The following is a 17,085-nucleotide window of genomic DNA, read 5'->3' on the forward strand; positions in this document are numbered from 1 at the left end:
TATGCAAACAGGAACATTTGATACGGGTATCATAGACGTAACAGAAGAACCACAGTTGGATATTATGTATTATCCCAGAACAGCTTTAAAAATAAACAATGAAAAAAAGAAAGAAACATTAAATGTTCTCTCTCTCTTTTCGGGATGTGGTGGAATGGATTTAGGTTTTGAAGGTGGTTTTTCTGTTTTACAGTCCTCAATAAATGAAATTATGAAACCACATTTTATCGATAAAAAATTAAATAATGGCTTCGTACAACTCAAAGAAACGAAGTTTAAAACCGTTTTTGCCAATGACATTTTGACCGATGCAAAAAACGCTTGGGTTAATTATTTTTCAAAACGAGGACGTAATGCAGAAGATTTTCACAAAGAAAGTATCGTTGACCTCGTAAAGATGTATAGAAATGGGGTAAATGTTTTTCCTAATGATATAGATGTAGTAACAGGTGGTTTTCCTTGTCAAGATTTTAGTGTAGCAGGGAAACGTCATGGATTTAATTCGCATAAAAACCACAAAGGAGAACTAGTGAACGAACAAACAGCTTCTGTTGAAACTCGTGGACAGCTCTATATGTGGATGAAAGAAGTGATAGAAATTACTCAACCTAAAATCTTCATTGCTGAAAATGTGAAAGGATTAGTAAACCTTGACAACGTAAAAGAAATAATCCAAAATGATTTTTCTTCTGCAAACGGAAACGGTTATATTGTCCTTGACCCACAAGTTTTACATTCAGCAGATTATGGGATTCCTCAATCGAGACAAAGAGTTATTTTCATTGGTATCAAAAAATCTGCACTTAAAAAATCTGCATTATCGGAATTAGAAAAAGAAACTATTCCACAAACCTACAACCCTTATCCACACCCTACTCATTCTTATACAGTTGAAGGAGATGATTTAAAGCATTATGTACAATTGGAAGATGTTTTTAAAAATTTAGACGAACCCGAAATTACAACCGATTTATCTCAAAGGTTTTATTCTAAGGCAAAATTTATGGGTAAGCATTGTCAAGGTCAAACTGAAATAAAGCTTTCGAGTATTTCACCTACAATTCGCTCAGAACACCATGGAAATATTGAGTTCAGAAGACTTTCAAAAGAAAATGGGGGACAAATCGAGAATGAACTAAGCAAAGGACTAAAAGAAAGAAGGTTAACAGTAAGAGAATGTGCACTAATCCAAACTTTTCCACCTGATTATGAATTTGTAATTGAAAATAAAAGCGGTCGAAAAGGTTCATATTTAGTTAGTCCTTCACAAGCATATAAAATTATTGGAAATGCTGTTCCGCCTCTTTTAGCATACAATTTAGCAAAGAGAATAGAAGAAGTTTGGGACCTATACTTCAAAAAATAAAAATGATAGTTTCAATTAATGCAGACCCAAACAGAAGCGAATTTTATTCTTTGCTTAACTCAACAATTGATGAGTTGAATGTTCACGCTCAAAAAAAATCCCAAAAAGTATCAACACTTTTAGGTAGAAACCTTGAACCCTATGTAAAAGATGTAATGACAGATTTAGCAGTAGGAACATCATTTGAAAACTCAATAGAACTCATCGGTGGACAAAAATTTCCTGATATCGTTGCTAAAAATTATTATGGTATTGAAGTAAAAACTACAACGCAAAATCATTGGAAAACAACTGGAAACAGTGTTTTAGAAAGTACAAGAGTTGATAATGTAGAAAGGATTTTTATGTTATTTGCCAAATTGGCAAGTCCTATAGAATTTCGCTGTCGTCCTTATCAAGAAGTTTTATCAGAGGTTGTAGTAACACATTCGCCACGCTATTTAATTGATATGAATTTGGAAGAGGGTAAAACCATTTTTGATAAAATTCAAATACCCTACGATACTTTACGAAAGAAAGAAAATCCTATAAAGCCTATCGTCGATTATTATAAAACCAAACTAAAACCCGGGGAAGAGCTTTGGTGGATGGATACAGAAAACAACAGTAAACCAAGTAATATTGTTATCAGAATTTGGAATAATCTTTCCTTCCAAGAAAAGCAAGCATTGAAAAACCGAGCAATGGTCTATTTTCCTGAACTTTTCGGTAACAGTAATGATAAATTCAGCCGATTAGCAATTTGGTTTGTAACTAGAGAAGCAGTTGTTTGTCCGAATGTTCGTGATTTATTTACGGCTGGAGGTAAAAATGATTATATCATTGGCAAAAAAAATCATCAGAAAGTACCAAGAATATTTTTGAACTTATTTGACAATATTTCTAATATAGTAGAAACGATTATCCAAACATCAGCTTTTGAACTATCGGAATATTGGGGAATCAAGACAATAGAAAAAAACAAACTTTCTGATTGGATAGATTTGGTTACGGAACATGCTAAGAAAATTCAAGATGCAAAACATTTAAATATTAAACAGATATTGACAGATTTAGCAATAAAATAACCTAATGCAATAGCACATTTTCATTTTCCGCTTATGGTATTAAAAATGTTCCCAAAGACATCTCAGGGACTCCTCCAAGTTGATGTATTATTAAAAGAATTTATAACCCGATAATAAAGGAGATGATTACAAATGAAAAACCTGAGTTTTGGGAAACAGCCTTTATCGATAAACAAGAAATGTGGGGTTTTGAGCCCTCAAAGTCTGCTGTATTGACGAAGGATTTTTTTATTCAACACTCCGTAAAAAATATACTTATTCCTGGCTTTGGTTATGGACGAAATGCACAGATTTTTATAGAGAATGGCATTGAAGTAACGGGCATTGAGATTTCAGCAACGGCTATTGCTTTGGCAAAAAAACATTACGGTACAACCACTACGATATATCATGGTTCGGTAACTGATATGCCATTTGACGATGGCAAATATGACGGAATATTTTGTTATGCGTTGATTCACTTGCTAGATGATCATGAAAGACAAAAACTCATCTCAGACTGCTATCATCAACTTTCTGACGGAGGTTATATAGTTTTTACAGTTATCTCAAAAGAAGCGCCTACTTATGGGAAAGGCAAGTTTATTAGCAAAGACCGCTATGAAATATTCGAAGGGGTTAAGATGTTTTTTTACGACAGGGAATCTATCCATGCAGCATTTGACAAGGTTGGACTATTTGAAATCTTATCAATCAATGAAAGTCAGCCGTTCTTTTTAATTAAATGTAGGAAAACGAAGGCTTAATAATATTTGTTAGTTTTTAGCAAGTTTAGTTTAAGTCCAGAGGTTGCCAAAATATTCGTTTGCTTTATCATCACTGAACAATAAAAAATGCAATGCACTATCATAAGTTAGTGCATTACATTTGAAACAAAGCGGGAAAAAGAATATTAAAGCATTACGGTCATCCTCATAAAGCAAATATAAAAACAATCATTGATTTTTAATTTAGAGGATAAAACATCAGTAATAATTTCAAACACTCAATATTTCTTCAACCCATTAAACAATCATAAAATATGATTTCACAACTATTTATTGACATTGAAAATGCCTTCTACGCTCAAAGAATTTCAGCAATAAAAAAAGATGAAGAAGAGTATATAGACCTACAAAAGGATGAATTTCTAAAAGACTTAGCAAGTTTTTCAACAGGTTGTGCTGGATATTTTATCGAAATAAAACCTGCCAATGAAAACTTCATACAATTACATATCTATGTGAATGATGCTGACGATGCTGCTACTATTTTTAAAATTATTGCTACCTCCGAATATACACAAATCATTAAAAAGCTACGTTTTTTTCATAAAGGCGGGCAAGCAAATGGGACAGTCGAGCTTTATTTTAGTGAATTATTATCATACAATTCGTTTCCGAACTTAGCCTTTTTTTATACACAACATTATTCAAAAGATGGTTCTTTAATTGCTTCGATGGATGGAGGATTCGATGAAGGGGGACTAGGTGGTAAAATTTTGGATTCAATGCCACAATTAAGAACTTTAAATTTAGTGTCTGCCCCTAATGAAAATTTCTTTCAAAGGGAATTTCATCCTATTGAAACATTAGAAGTGCGAGCAGGCTATGACAATAATAACTTTATTGAAAGGCTTTCTGTAGCTAATTGTTTCCCAAAATTAAAACATTTTAGTTATCAAGATATTAATATAGAGTTTAATCAAATTCCTGAAGATTCAGTATTAGCGTATGAAGTTATTGAGAAATTCATGGAATCGAAAAACTTTCCTGAATTAGAGGTGCTAAGTTTAATAGAACTGAAACTAACTGAAAAACAGTTAGAAAAGCTAAAAAATACTCATTTAGGTAGAACGATTAAAACACTGGTATTGGCAAATCAAAGGGATGAGGGATATGAAAATTCTGAAGAATATAGACAGAAAAGAGATTGGTTTATCAATGCATATTTTTCTTACTAATTCGGATACTCGTCTAGTATAAGTAACGCTGTAAAAATACAAAATCTCCCCTCTACTCTCATCGAGTAAAAGGGAGATTTTTATTATATCGTTTTAAACAATTAGAGATTTCCTATCGGGAAGCTTACTCCTACATTTATACCCAAATTTCTGTTCATGCTGTTGCTAGTGGTAGATTTTGTAGCATCTGTTAGGCCTAAACCATAACGAGCATCTACATTCAACCAAATTTGGTCTGCTAATGCATAGTTAAATCCGCCACCTACAGTCACACCAAAATCAGTACTCGAAAAATTCTGTCCGTTTGGATTCAAATCAATACCATTTTTGTCTTTGGCATTTAATAAAAAGTTTACGTGAGGCCCAACAAATAATTTTGGTCTAAAAGAGCCTGCTGTGTTTTCGCCTGCGAAATAATAAGTAAACAACACTGGCACTTGTAAGTAATTCAAATTGATTGAATTGTCTGCATTTTTCACCTTCGCACCCAATTCATTATATAACACCTGTACACCTACGCCAAACCAATTTTTACTACTATAGTTGAAAAATGCTCCTGCTGCGAGCCCTGTTTTAGTTGAGGTATTATCGTTTGAAGATAAATTAGAAAAATTTACACCAGCCATTGGGCCAAAAGATAAATTTTGTGCTTTCGATAAGCTAGCCACTAATAAAATAGCTACAATGAATAAACCTGTTTTCTTGTTCATAACTTTAATGGAATAATTGAATGATAATTAATTACTGTTGATGGTATTAAAAATACTATTCCATTGTTGGTTCATAGCTGATTTGGCTATGATTGGTTATGAATATAGGGTTGGGATTTACAAAATTCCCCAAAATTCCCCGTTTATTTCCACACAATACAAATATTTTCAAAAGAGAGTATTATATTGTTGGTGTTTAATTTCCAATTCATATCTCATATTCAAACACTAATGAAAAAAATCTTAACATTCTTTACCATTATGGTAGTTCTATCAACGTTAAAGTCTTCTGCACAGTCAACACTCAAAGAATATAAAGCAGGTCATGTATTCTATATTAGCTTACCTAGCTATATGACAAAAACAATGGGACTAAACGAATCATCAATTATTCAGTATAAAAATGCTGTTAAAGATGTATATGGCTTTGTAATTGAAGACAACAAGGAAGACTTAGCTATTGCCGAATTAAACTATGGTTCATTAGAAGAATTTTACGATTATTTTATGAGTGTTTTTCTAAAAGAAGCAAAGAAAAAAACAATAGGAAAACCAATCTATACAACAAAGGGTGAAACAAGATTTGCAGAAGTTGAAATTACCTATTACGATGAAGACATAAAAGCTGAAATCTATTATTTAGCTGGAATTGTCGAGACTAAAACATCTTATTATAAAATAATATCATGGTGTGCAGGAGAAAATAAAGACAAGTATAAAACGGATTTTCAGAAAATAATTTATAGTATCAGAGATTAATTATTTTCAACTTTCACCCCTTATAAACCCTCTACAGAAAAACATGAAAATATTGTCTGCACCTTTTAAGGTCGTTAGCTTAGTTTTATTATTTACTCATAGTATTTTCTCGCAACAGCAGGATACCCTTAGGATTATAGATGTTAAATCATTTATGGAACCTTTTTTTAATAGAAATTCAGATACTATAGTATATATGGCTACCGAACATCCAGCAGTATTTCCAGGAGGAAAGGACTCTCTAAATGCGTTTGTCAAAAGACATCTAATTAAGGTGTCAATCCCATTTTCTAAAAATAATGGTATGGTGCTATGTTGGGTTATCATAGAAAAAAATGGATGTGTATCTGAAGTAGAGATTATAACACGTTATAGCCATAATTCAGCGTTAGAAGATGGTATAAAAAACGCACTCTACTCCAGTCCTATGTGGACTTCTGCAACACAAGATGGGAAAAAAGTAAGGTATAAGACTATTTTTACATTTAACATACCTTAATCCTACAACCCTATTTTCTTACTTGTAGTTAAGTAAATCTCGGACAAGTATAGTGTTTAAAACTAGTCTATTTCTCCAAAAAGTCTATAATCTAGATTCTCTTTTAAACTAGATGATACGATATTGAGATATTGATATTTATTATCATTTGATAATGTATTCAGCAGAAAATCAATTGACTATAAAAAATTAAATATAAATCCGTAATTTTGCACCCGAATAAAATAATAAAAGCATTAACAGGTGTTTAATGCGGTTATTCACATTTTGATAAATTCATGAAAAAAATCAATTCTTATAGAACATTATTTGGTGCAACAAAAACAACTGAGCTTTCCGAATTAAAAAAAACATATAGAAACTTAATAAAAGAGTGGCACCCTGATAAAATTCAGGATAATGAGGAATTACAGGCACAAGCAGCGATAAAGAGTAAGGTAATCATCGAGGCATATAATCTTTTAGTAGGTATTGCGCCAGAAACACATTTGGCTAATGCAGAAGAGTACACACGTATCACAACAACTTCTATCATTGAAGATTTTGATTATAAAGACGAAACGTTAAAAATCATCTTTCAAGATAATGTGGTTTACGAATATTTCGGTGTGCCTAAAAATACTTATGTGAAGCTTGTTAATGCTCCATCATTGCCAAGATTTGCCAAAAGACATATCTTTCATTCTTTTACTTATAGAAATGTGAGTAAGTAGAGGTCTTCCTTATTTCTAGTGAGATAAGGATTTGTTGACGATTATAGGGTAACAAAATTAATCCTTCCTATTAGAGGGTGACTTACGTCACCCTCTAATAGGAAGGATTAATTTTAATAGTAGATTTGCTACATCATCCTAGCCTTTATATGCTCCGTTTCAGCATTAGATATAGCGTCTTGAAACTTCATTGCATGGGCTTTTATAGTCCTAATATTGTATTTTTCCTTTTCCAGTTCCTTTACCATCGCTAAATAATAGCCGTTTGCCACTTTATTATATTGCTTAACAGCCAAGCAGGCAGAACTTTTCGTATCTATTTTACCGATGTATTTTTCTACCAAAGCGAAAAACTCCTCTGCTTTTTTCAAATTTTTCCCTGCATTTTGTACAAGTTCTAACAATTCTGCTTTCGTCAGAGACTCTGCCAGTTGGACAGCCGAAATTTGTTCTAAGGCAACCGTATAATGTTCTGATACTTGCTTAGAGTCTTTTTCTTCTAGTTCTGATTGTGTTTGGGCAAACAAACTTATCGAGCATGATACTAATATTGCCCAAAAAGCAAATGTGAATAATTGTTTTGAGATTTTCATGATTTTGTCAATTATATTTTGCAAATAAACCATCTCGTTATATTCAAATTCTTATCACCTTTCTATTAGCTGGTGACTTAAGTTCTAATGATTACCCATAAGCAAATAAATAACTGATAATCAAAGAATTTATCCCTAGCGAGGGACTTAAGTCCCTCGCTAGGGATAAGAGCTTCACGTAGTCAGGCTGTGACATGAGGCGACCAAAGCTCAGTTTGAAAGACGATTTAAGCCTATTTGAACCAATCAACTTTTTTAAAAGATGTGGATAATGGTTAGGACATAAGTCACCAGCTAATAGAAAATTATTTTGAGGGTTATCTTATCAAAACAAAAACTTAACAACCATCCTACGCCAAGCCAATTTCTTTGGCTAAATACACATCCTGCACAGCATGCAAAAGTTCTACGCCATCAGCAAATGTTCGCTGAAAGGCCTTTCTCCCTAAAATCATCCCCATCCCTCCTGCTCTTTTATTGATGATGGCATTCTTGATAGAATCCACTAAATCAGAAGCTCCTTTAGATTCCCCTCCAGAATTAATTAGTCCTATTCTACCCATATAACAATTGGCTACCTGATAGCGACAAAGGTCTATTGGATGCTTTGTCGTTAAATCTGAATACATCAGCGGGTCACTTTTTGAAAAGTCAATCGCAGTAAAACCACCATTGATATCAGGCATTTTTTGTTTGATAATATCTGCCTGAATCGTTACGCCTATATGATTCGCCTGTCCCGTGATATCGGCGGCTGTTTCATAATTAATGCCTTCTTTTTTAAAGCCATTATTACGGGTATAACACCAAAGTATGGTGGGCATTCCTAAGCTATGCGCCTCCTCAAAGGCTTCCGACACCTCAATTATCTGTCTGCTCGATTCCTCTGAACCAAAATAAATGGTAGCTCCAATGGCCGTAGCCCCTAAGTTCCAAGCTTCCCGAACCGACCCAAACATGATTTGATTATATTTGGTAGGATACGTTAGCAATTCATTATGATTTATTTTTACAATAAAAGGTATCTTATGGGCATATTTTCGGGCAACCAATGCCAGATTGCCAAAGGTAGTAGCCACTGCATTGGAAGAACCTTCCATCGCAAGTTTCAATATATTTTCTGGATTAAAATAAATAGGATTTTTGGCAAACGAACCTCCAGCGGTGTGTTCTATATCTTGATCAATCGGTAAAATAGAGACATAGCCTGTTCCTGCCAAGCGACCGTGGTTAAAAATACTAGCAAGGTTGCGCAATACTTGCGGATTACGATTGCTCTCTACCAAAACCTGACTGATATAGTCGGGTGAAGGGCGGTATAAGAGTTCCTTTGAAAAGGTAGTACAATCGTGATGAAATAGATTATCGGAATCTTCTCCCAATAGTTCAACAATCTTCTGAAAGTCCATAATTAAAATGGTTTATTTTTTTGAAACACTCACATGCCATACAACATTAGAAACATCATCTGTCACCAACAGCGAGCCATCAGGCAATACGATTACGCCTACGGGTCTTCCATACACATTTTTCTTCTCATCAGCCATAAATCCAGTCAAGAAATCCTGTGGTTTTCCACTTGGTTTTCCATTTTCAAAGGGTACAAACACCACTCGATAACCCGATAGTACCGAACGATTCCACGACCCATGTTGGGCAATAAATGCACCATTATGATATTTTTTGGGAAACGACTTTTGATTATAAAAAGCTAATCCTAGAGATGCTGTATGTGACCCTAAAGGAACATCAGGCACAATGGCTTTGGCTACTAAGTCTGGTCTTTTTTCTTCCACCCGTGGGTCAACATGCTGACCAAAATAAGAATATGGCCACCCATAAAAACCTCCGTCTTTTACACTTGTTAAATAATCAGGTACTAAATCATCGCCTAATTCATCTCTTTCATTTACCACTGTCCAAAGTGTTTTTGTACCTATTGCCCAACCCATTCCTACAGGATTTCTTAAGCCACTAGCATAAATCCGTTCACCCGAGCCATCTGGATTAATCTCAAGAATATCGGCCCGTCTAAATTCCTGTTCCATGCCTTTTTCGGCAACATTGGTATTTGAACCAACCGATACATATATTTTTGTATTATCGGCATTGGCTAATAAATTACGAGTCCAATGTCGGGGATGTTCACCAATAGGCAATGTCATTATCGTTTGTCCTTTCTCAGTAATTTCTGTTTGTCCTTTTTGATAAGGGAAACGCAACAGGGCATCTACATTGGCCACATATAGCCAATTTCCGATAACTAACATTCCAAAAGGTTGATTTAGATCTTTCAAAAAAGTAGTGCGTAAATCAGGTATACCATCTTGATTAGTATCACGTAATAAAGTAATTCTATCAGCACTTTTACTTAAATTATTTGATTTACTAGCCCCAATAATACGCCCGCCTATTTTTTCGATTAAGGTATGATTAGAATTGCTTTCAGCCACCAATATATCTCCGTTCGAGGTTACGTACATCCATCGAGGGTTATCAAACTGATCAGCAAATCGGGTAACAGTAAAACCTTCGGGAGCTATAGGCGTTTGTCCGTTTTCCCAACCATGAACATTGCTGAAATTCATAGTCGATTTGGTAGCATAAGGTGCAGGTAAAGTAGCAGGCTGAGGTTTCTGAGCTAATCCTGATAAATTAATAAACAGCGATAGCCCTATCAATAAAAAACAAGTTCTTTTGAAGGAGGTATGGCACAAAGGTAGTAGCCTGAATAACATCATCTTATGATTTAGTTTTGTGTTCTTCAAGAATAGATAAAATACTGTGCCATAGGGGGAAAGAGGGATTAATAGGTGTCTAAAATTTCCTAATGAACGCTATGCTCTATTAAAGGACTCAAAAAGGATTCCTGTAAGTACGTTTTTTCGAACACATTTTTTATATGCTTATATTTGTTATAGAATGAATCGATATACTCATCGTCTGAATTTAATCCATCACAATTAATTATTTTTTTACTTCCATCAGAAAAAAATAATTCAATCTTTTGACTTACATAAACCAGAGAAGATTTTTCTACAAAAACAATCTTTATAATATTATCAAAATCATAGTTTTCGGCTTTGGCTGAAAGTAAGGCTATTTTATCTTTTTCAATGATAAAGTCTTTACAAAAAATATAATAATAAATACTATTCAATAGAATTTATAATGGTATAAGCACCATCATAAATTCTATTTTAAGGATATAAAAAATTATCCAAATTGGTATAAATATTCCTAATTTGTTGACAAAATAGAAATAATATCTATTTTTTACTTTCATATAAAAAGAATAGTAATAAACACTACGACGACAAACTACCTATTACACTTTGACTATCAACAACTTACAACCATTATTCCTAGCGAGACACTTAAGTCCCTCGCTAGGAATAGGAACATCTTAAAGTACAAAACCTCTTTTATTATCTTCTTCCAACCAATGCGGTAATTCATTATGCTCAGCATAATAGGCATTTATTTTATCTAGATATTCATCATCTGTAGAGACTAAATATGGAGTTTCTTGATAAATTTTTTTTGAATCTAAATCACTATATATATATGATTCATAAGGATTTATCTCTACATATCTACCATCTATTTTACTGATTGGTACACCTCTTTCTAATATTCTTATGAAGAAATGGTATGGATTCATAGAATATAACTCCCTTACAAAAGTATTTTCACAAAACATCTCCCAAATTAAATACCTATATATCATTGAAATTCCTAATGTTCCCGGCCAAAATTTTTTATCTTTAATTCCCTCGCTGATTATATGACTTATTTTTTCAAGTATATCTTCAGGAATGAGTCTGGTAATTGTACCCGGTGTATGTCCTTCGTCATGAAGTATGTGATTGATTTTAACATTTATTTCATATATTCTTCTAAAACCTTCAAAAAGAAGTAATCTTTCAGAAATATTAAATTTTTCTGGATTTGCTGGTACTGGGTTAATACTATTAATTCTCTTAAAAATCTCAGGGTTCGTTTTAAATTTCATTCTAATATATTGAGTATTTCATTAACGATTAAGTCTAATGTTGAACAATAATTATCAAATGTAATTGTGGTTTCTAAGTTAATAACATTTTAGTAAAACTCCCTTGATATGAAGGAAACGGTTTGAAAACATTGTAGATAATAAAGTGCGAGCGTGACGCTCTTAATCGTTTGGAGCCGTAGAATAACATACAGCTTGAAGCAGCAAGGACATTAATACTGAATCTTATATCTTAATAAAATTTTACAATTTGATTTTCAAATCTTTCAAGTTCCATTGAGGATAATTGATAATCGTCTAAAAAACCAATTAGTATATTGTACTTTTTATACATTTCTAAAAATATATTGATTAATTGCAAATCAATTATTGTTGTACTTAAAATAAGTGTAAAATATTCCTTCTTTTTATCAATATTTTCTACAAAAAAATATGCTGTTTCTATTATTGTCCTAATATTTTCATCGATAACTGAAATATTAATTTCTGAATCTAATATTATTTTTTTTATTTCATGTCGGGTTACATCTGATTCGCAAAAAATTATAATCGTCTTGTTATAATCTGGCTCTAACTTAATAACTTTATTATACTCTTTAATAAAATTATTACTATCGAAAACTAAAAAGAAATTAGCTTTTAGTTCAACTTCGTTAAATTCTTGGTATATTGAATATATTAATTTGCACATAATACTATTACTATCATTATTTTTTTTACTAATCTCAAAATGTACTGAATGCTCATTAATTATGCTTTCTTTTGCAGTATAAAAATAAATATTTCCATTTCCAGAATCGATTCCACCAGATAAACTCTCTTCATCAAAGAAATATCCCTTATTTTTTTCAATAATCTCTTTAAAATTTTTCACATTAAAACTTCGTGAAAAAAGTGTTGCATTTCCTGTCATTTTAATAAGTTTTTAAAATCTCTACATAACCCCTTCTTTACTTAACATTAATTCTATAGATTATATCCTTGTTGTTTTAAGAAATCTATGAATTTCCATTCAAATTCATCTATTGTCAGTATATATCCATTTTGTTTTTCAACAATGGAGTTTATGTGGTAAAATTCTCTACGACGTTCTTGAAAAATATGAATAGGAAATTGTGAGTCATATGGCCATCCTTCCATAAAAATTTTATCGTATATTGATGCCCATTGTAAATTTGAAATATCAATAGAACTAATTTTCCTAAAAAGTTCTTTGTAATAAGGTGATAAGTCGTTTTTTAGATTTCCATTTTTGTCCTTATAAATATTGGGATTCCATCCCAGTTTAGGCAAAATTTCATTAAAAAGCATAGCTCTAAAATGTGCACTTAAAGGGAGCATACTCGAGGTTAATGCAGAAGTACCAATAAAGTAATGTATTATAGGGTCTTCCTCTTTTGAATTAATAAATGTTGTATTCTCATTTATACTTAAAAAGAGAAAATCTTCAATATCTAATAATTCTAATAAATTAACTACTTCTAGATGTGCACCTTCAATCGTATCATCAATTTCAACAACTTTCCCATCAACTATTTTTTTTCCATCAGTATACACTTTAAAATCAGTAGATTCTAAAATTGATAGTTTCTCGCTTGATTTATAATAAGCATCTTTTATCTTATCTAAATTTATAGGTAATCCATCTGGAATACGTTTAGTTGTTTTACCAAAAATATTCAGAAAACAGCGCAATAAGGAAGAGATTTTTTTACCTATTAAATTTTCTATCTCTAAGATATCAGACTCTTCTACAGACTTAAAATCTTGTTCTGAGGCACTTTTTATTTTAATTAAATATTCTTTTGCAGATTTATAAAAATCAAGATAGTTTACCATAATTTATTATTTGACTTATTAATAATTTACTCGAAATTTAAAATCTTCGTTCTTTAACATTTTCCAAATGGCATCTCAAAGAAGCTAAGTCGAAGAACGAATAAAAAGAATAGTAATCTTAATACACTACGACGACAAGTTACCTATTACACTTTGACTATCAACAACTTACAACCATTATTCCTAGCGAGGGACTTAAGTCCCTCGCTAGGAATAGGAACATCTTAAAGTACAAAGCCTCTTTTATTATCTTCTTCCAACCAATGTGGCAATACCTTATGCTCAGCGTAAAAGGTATTTATTTTATCTAAATATTCGTCATCTGTTGATACTAGATAAGGCGTTTTCGAAGATTCTTATGAAAAAATCATATGCATTGATGGGGTACAATTCCATTACAAAATCATTTTCACTAAACATTTCCAAATGTTAAATACATATTTATTAATAAATAGCCTAATACACCAGTCCAATCATTTTTCCCCTTATTATTATTATTATTAAAGATGAGTTCACTTGTTTTATCAAGTCTAATGTTAATTTTCATGCTATTATATTAAGTCTTTCACCAACGTGTAAATCTAATGTTGAACAATAATTATCAAACGTGGTTATAGGTTCTAAGTTAGTAACATTTTAGTAAAAACTCACTTGATACGAAGTAAACGGTTGGAAAACATTGCAGACAAAAATAAATGCAATGCGAGCGTGACGCTCTTAATCGTTTGGAGTCGTAGGATAACCAACGACTAGAGATTGGGCTAGGTAGGGACGAATTGCATTCGTCCTATTCCCTCCTATCAATCATAAATTTGTGGGCGTATGCCAACGCCCCTACATTTAACTAATTACTTTAAAAACTCGTTTGAACAATTGAACAAGCACTACTGGCATCCAGCTAGTAATAAGGATGATTGACCAGATAGTAAAGTCTAGCTTTTGAAGTCCAATGATTTTATTAAGCGGATTTACCCAGTAGAACGTAAGCATAATTACGATACATAAACCCAAGGCGGCCCACACAAATTTGTTCTCAGTAATCTCATTTTTGAAAAAAGATATCTTGCGAGACGACAAATTGAACACATGCCACAACTGTGAAAAGGCAAGGCTAAAGAAGGTAATATTATTGCAAATTTTAGCATCCATGTGCAAGTAATCACTACAATACCACGTAACGGCTATGATAGGAAGCGCTAGCAAACTGGCATAGACAAGTATATTTATCCAATCCTGTTTAACGACAATGGGTTCTTTCGGGTTACGTGGAGAGATGCTCATTATCAACTTATTACCTTTGCCCATGCCCAATGCCAAGGCAGGGAAAATATCCGTTACCAGATTCAGAAATAGGATTTGTAGGGGCAATACTGAAAACGGAAAATTAAGCAAGCCATACAAAAATACGATGACGATTTCGCTTAAATTACACGAAAGTAAATACACTAAAAACCGCTTGATATTCTGGAAAATTACCCTTCCTTGTTCTATCGCAACTACAATCGATTTGAAAGAATCATTTTTCAAGACCATCTCCGCCGTTTCAATCGCTACTTGCGTGCCTCTCCTACCCATCGCAATGCCTATTTCTGCTTTCTTCAAGGCAGGGGCATCGTTGATGCCATCGCCCGTCATTGCCACAATATCGCCTCTTTTTTGATAAAGCGTTACCATATCTAATTTTTGCTGAGGTGTTACCCTTGCAAATATCGTGGCAGCAAACAACTTCTTTTTATCAGGTTTACCCTCTAAGTCTTTCCCTGTAATGACTACGTTCTCCGTATCCGAAAGTCGAATCGTCTGAGCAATATTCAAAGCTGTTGCAGGGTGGTCACCCGTTATCATGATTACTTTGATGCCCGCATTTCTGCACGATTGCAACGCTCCCGATATGTCTAACCGTGGTGGGTCTAAAAATCCAATGAACCCGACAAAGGTCAACTCTTTCACCATATTATCATGCGGAATATTGTTGGCTTCATTAAACGCAAAGCCCAACACACGTGTCCCTTGTGCCTGAATTTCTTCTGCTTTTTGTAGGAATTGATTCTTATCTTCTTCGGTTAGCGATACTATTTTCCCCTGTTTATAAAAGGATTTACATTGTTGTAAAATGGCTTCTATCGCTCCCTTTACTGCTACAAAATTGCTATCCCCTTTTTTATGCAATGTCCCCATTAGCTTTGTTTCCGAACTAAAGGCTTCTTCGGCAATTCGTGGATATTCTTGCTGTATTTGCGGGATATTTACGTTGTTTAGTCCAACAAAATTTAATAACGATATTTCGATAGGGTCGCCGAGTTGTTTGTCTTTTTTCTTCTCCTTTTTCTCCACTACGGCATTATTACAGAGTAGCGAAATCAACAAGAGTTTCTCTAAACTTGCCTGATTAGCTTTGGCATCTGCTTCGCCAACAGTATTATTTTCTACCTTGAAGGTATTATCAAAAAACGAGATATTATTTACCTGAATTTTGTTTTCTGTCAGCGTACCTGTTTTGTCGGTAAAAATGGTATTTATTCCCCCAAGGGTCTCTACAGAGGCTAATTTTTTAATCAATACCTTTTTTTCTGCCATACGTAACATACCATACGTAAGGGCAATGGTTGACACCACTGGCAGTCCTTCGGGAATGGCGGCCACGGCTAAGGCGATGGCTGTCTCAATAATCAGGTAAAGTTCTTTGCCTTGTAAAAAACCTGTGATGATAAATATGGCGGCAAATATGGCAGTAAGCCACATTAATTTGGTAGTAAGTCCTTGTAGCTTTTTTTCGAGTGGTGTAATTACTTGCTTGGCATTGTCAACCAGTGCCGTAATTTTCCCTAATTCTGTATGCAAGGCCGTTCCTACAATAATGGCTTTGGCATTCCCTTTGATGACCGACGTGCCTTTGAATATCATATTCGTCTGGTCGGCTAGGCTGGTATCTTTGTCGAGAGGTTCTAGGGTTTTGGTAATGGGCATTGATTCCCCCGTTAACGGCGATTCATCTACTTCAAATTGGTTAATTTCTACCAATCGGGCATCTGCTAATACCATATCGCCTGCTTCTAGCACTAAAATATCTCCTGGCATTAGCCTTTCAGATGGCACTTCATTTAAAGCATTATCTCGCCAAACTTTCGACAGACTGACATCCATACTTTTTAGCTGATTCATTGATTTTCGAGCTTGAAGTTCCATGAAGAAACCCAAAGCTGCCGTAATGAATATTACGCCAATGATAGCAAAACCTTCGAGCCAATCTTTAAAATAAAGTGATGCCCCACTGGCAAAGACTAATAATAAAATAATAGGACTCTTGAGTTGCTCTAGCAAGAGTAAAAAAACACTCTTTTGTTTTTGCTCTTCATACCGATTCAGCCCATACGTCTTTATTCTTTTGTTGATACTCCCCTCCGCCAGTCCGTTTGTCAAATCCCCTTGAAGCGTATTGACAATCTCTTCAAGGGGAATCGAAACCACATCTTTAATAGGATAATTATGAACTTTCTTAGTTGATGAATTATCAGTTGTAGTGTTATCAAGGTTTTTAGAGGCCATCTTTTAGATTTAGGTTTTAATTAATTTTATCATAAA

At 33.4% G+C, this 17,085-nt stretch carries 16 protein-coding genes; 7 read left to right on the top strand and 9 right to left on the bottom strand.

The genetic code is table 11. The annotated features are described in order from the left end of the window. Position 1 precedes the first annotated feature (1 nt). The 4 genes from VB264_RS18660 to VB264_RS18675 all read left to right on the top strand — a co-directional run bounded on the left by VB264_RS18660 (position 2) and on the right by VB264_RS18675 (position 4,375). Positions 2-1,366, top strand: a complete 1,365-nt coding sequence (locus tag VB264_RS18660; RefSeq protein ID WP_323251780.1) for a DNA cytosine methyltransferase — start codon at positions 2-4, stop codon at positions 1,364-1,366. A gap of 2 nt (positions 1,367-1,368) precedes the next feature. Then, complete coding sequence (locus tag VB264_RS18665; RefSeq protein WP_323251782.1) at positions 1,369-2,433, top strand: hypothetical protein; 1,065 nt, start codon at positions 1,369-1,371, stop codon at positions 2,431-2,433. A 122-nt stretch (positions 2,434-2,555) separates the two neighbouring features. Next, positions 2,556-3,179 carry a class I SAM-dependent methyltransferase gene (locus VB264_RS18670; RefSeq protein ID WP_323251784.1) on the top strand — a complete coding sequence of 208 codons (624 nt, stop codon included), beginning with the start codon at positions 2,556-2,558 and terminating at the stop codon, positions 3,177-3,179. Positions 3,180-3,454: 275 nt separating this feature from the next. Next, positions 3,455-4,375: a hypothetical protein gene (locus VB264_RS18675; protein ID WP_323251786.1), complete on the top strand. Its 921-nt coding sequence runs from the start codon at positions 3,455-3,457 to the stop codon at positions 4,373-4,375. Positions 4,376-4,476: 101 nt separating this feature from the next. On the opposite strand, the gene VB264_RS18680 is transcribed toward VB264_RS18675, so the two are convergent. Then, entirely contained in the window at positions 4,477-5,085 is a 609-nt protein-coding gene (locus VB264_RS18680; RefSeq protein ID WP_323251788.1) for a porin family protein, read from the bottom strand. A 231-nt stretch (positions 5,086-5,316) separates the two neighbouring features. On the opposite strand from VB264_RS18680, the gene VB264_RS18685 reads away from it, so the two are divergent. The 3 genes from VB264_RS18685 to VB264_RS18695 all read left to right on the top strand — a co-directional run bounded on the left by VB264_RS18685 (position 5,317) and on the right by VB264_RS18695 (position 7,056). Continuing rightward, positions 5,317-5,844 (top strand): hypothetical protein, encoded by a 528-nt coding sequence (locus VB264_RS18685; RefSeq protein ID WP_323251790.1) that lies wholly within the window; start codon positions 5,317-5,319, stop codon positions 5,842-5,844. Between the two features lie 43 nt (positions 5,845-5,887). Then, positions 5,888-6,343: an energy transducer TonB gene (locus tag VB264_RS18690; RefSeq protein WP_323251792.1), complete on the top strand. Its 456-nt coding sequence runs from the start codon at positions 5,888-5,890 to the stop codon at positions 6,341-6,343. Between the two features lie 278 nt (positions 6,344-6,621). Then, complete coding sequence (locus tag VB264_RS18695; protein WP_323251794.1) at positions 6,622-7,056, top strand: KTSC domain-containing protein; 435 nt, start codon at positions 6,622-6,624, stop codon at positions 7,054-7,056. Positions 7,057-7,184: 128 nt separating this feature from the next. Here the strand turns inward: VB264_RS18695 and VB264_RS18700 are convergent, their stop codons facing one another. The 8 genes from VB264_RS18700 to VB264_RS18735 form a co-directional block, all read right to left on the bottom strand. Continuing rightward, positions 7,185-7,649 carry a hypothetical protein gene (locus VB264_RS18700; protein ID WP_323251796.1) on the bottom strand — a complete coding sequence of 155 codons (465 nt, stop codon included), beginning with the start codon at positions 7,647-7,649 and terminating at the stop codon, positions 7,185-7,187. Positions 7,650-7,999: 350 nt separating this feature from the next. Next, positions 8,000-9,058 carry a class I fructose-bisphosphate aldolase gene (locus VB264_RS18705; protein WP_323251798.1) on the bottom strand — a complete coding sequence of 353 codons (1,059 nt, stop codon included), beginning with the start codon at positions 9,056-9,058 and terminating at the stop codon, positions 8,000-8,002. Positions 9,059-9,070: 12 nt separating this feature from the next. Beyond that, positions 9,071-10,390 (bottom strand): PQQ-dependent sugar dehydrogenase, encoded by a 1,320-nt coding sequence (locus VB264_RS18710; protein ID WP_323251800.1) that lies wholly within the window; start codon positions 10,388-10,390, stop codon positions 9,071-9,073. Between the two features lie 86 nt (positions 10,391-10,476). Further along, on the bottom strand, positions 10,477-10,809 hold the full coding sequence (locus VB264_RS18715) for a hypothetical protein (RefSeq protein ID WP_323251802.1): 333 nt from the start codon (positions 10,807-10,809) through the stop codon (positions 10,477-10,479). A 246-nt stretch (positions 10,810-11,055) separates the two neighbouring features. Further along, the gene (locus VB264_RS18720; RefSeq protein ID WP_323251804.1) at positions 11,056-11,664 is read right to left on the bottom strand and encodes a hypothetical protein; all 609 of its coding nucleotides are present in this window, start codon (positions 11,662-11,664) and stop codon (positions 11,056-11,058) included. A 232-nt stretch (positions 11,665-11,896) separates the two neighbouring features. Next, on the bottom strand, positions 11,897-12,577 hold the full coding sequence (locus VB264_RS18725; RefSeq protein ID WP_323251806.1) for a hypothetical protein: 681 nt from the start codon (positions 12,575-12,577) through the stop codon (positions 11,897-11,899). A gap of 53 nt (positions 12,578-12,630) precedes the next feature. Next, positions 12,631-13,503 carry a hypothetical protein gene (locus VB264_RS18730; protein ID WP_323251808.1) on the bottom strand — a complete coding sequence of 291 codons (873 nt, stop codon included), beginning with the start codon at positions 13,501-13,503 and terminating at the stop codon, positions 12,631-12,633. An 840-nt stretch (positions 13,504-14,343) separates the two neighbouring features. After that, positions 14,344-17,049, bottom strand: a complete 2,706-nt coding sequence (locus VB264_RS18735) for a cation-translocating P-type ATPase (RefSeq protein ID WP_323251810.1) — start codon at positions 17,047-17,049, stop codon at positions 14,344-14,346. Between the last annotated feature and the right edge of the window lie 36 nt (positions 17,050-17,085).

This window comes from Arcicella aquatica (assembly GCF_034928825.1).
GTDB classification, from domain to species: Bacteria; Bacteroidota; Bacteroidia; order Cytophagales; family Spirosomataceae; genus Arcicella; species Arcicella aquatica.

Bases quoted from the DNA above. Each gene is read 5' to 3' on its own strand.
- VB264_RS18720 (WP_323251804.1), bottom strand. From the start codon at position 11,664: ATGAAATTTAAAACGAACCCTGAGATTTTTAAGAGAATTAATAGTATT.
- VB264_RS18700 (WP_323251796.1), bottom strand. From the start codon at position 7,649: ATGAAAATCTCAAAACAATTATTCACATTTGCTTTTTGGGCAATATTA.
- VB264_RS18705 (WP_323251798.1), bottom strand. From the start codon at position 9,058: ATGGACTTTCAGAAGATTGTTGAACTATTGGGAGAAGATTCCGATAAT.
- VB264_RS18690 (WP_323251792.1), top strand. From the start codon at position 5,888: ATGAAAATATTGTCTGCACCTTTTAAGGTCGTTAGCTTAGTTTTATTA.
- VB264_RS18660 (WP_323251780.1), top strand. From the start codon at position 2: ATGCAAACAGGAACATTTGATACGGGTATCATAGACGTAACAGAAGAA.
- VB264_RS18725 (WP_323251806.1), bottom strand. From the start codon at position 12,577: ATGACAGGAAATGCAACACTTTTTTCACGAAGTTTTAATGTGAAAAAT.
- VB264_RS18730 (WP_323251808.1), bottom strand. From the start codon at position 13,503: ATGGTAAACTATCTTGATTTTTATAAATCTGCAAAAGAATATTTAATT.
- VB264_RS18675 (WP_323251786.1), top strand. From the start codon at position 3,455: ATGATTTCACAACTATTTATTGACATTGAAAATGCCTTCTACGCTCAA.
- VB264_RS18665 (WP_323251782.1), top strand. From the start codon at position 1,369: ATGATAGTTTCAATTAATGCAGACCCAAACAGAAGCGAATTTTATTCT.
- VB264_RS18735 (WP_323251810.1), bottom strand. From the start codon at position 17,049: ATGGCCTCTAAAAACCTTGATAACACTACAACTGATAATTCATCAACT.
- VB264_RS18670 (WP_323251784.1), top strand. From the start codon at position 2,556: ATGATTACAAATGAAAAACCTGAGTTTTGGGAAACAGCCTTTATCGAT.
- VB264_RS18695 (WP_323251794.1), top strand. From the start codon at position 6,622: ATGAAAAAAATCAATTCTTATAGAACATTATTTGGTGCAACAAAAACA.
- VB264_RS18685 (WP_323251790.1), top strand. From the start codon at position 5,317: ATGAAAAAAATCTTAACATTCTTTACCATTATGGTAGTTCTATCAACG.
- VB264_RS18710 (WP_323251800.1), bottom strand. From the start codon at position 10,390: ATGATGTTATTCAGGCTACTACCTTTGTGCCATACCTCCTTCAAAAGA.
- VB264_RS18680 (WP_323251788.1), bottom strand. From the start codon at position 5,085: ATGAACAAGAAAACAGGTTTATTCATTGTAGCTATTTTATTAGTGGCT.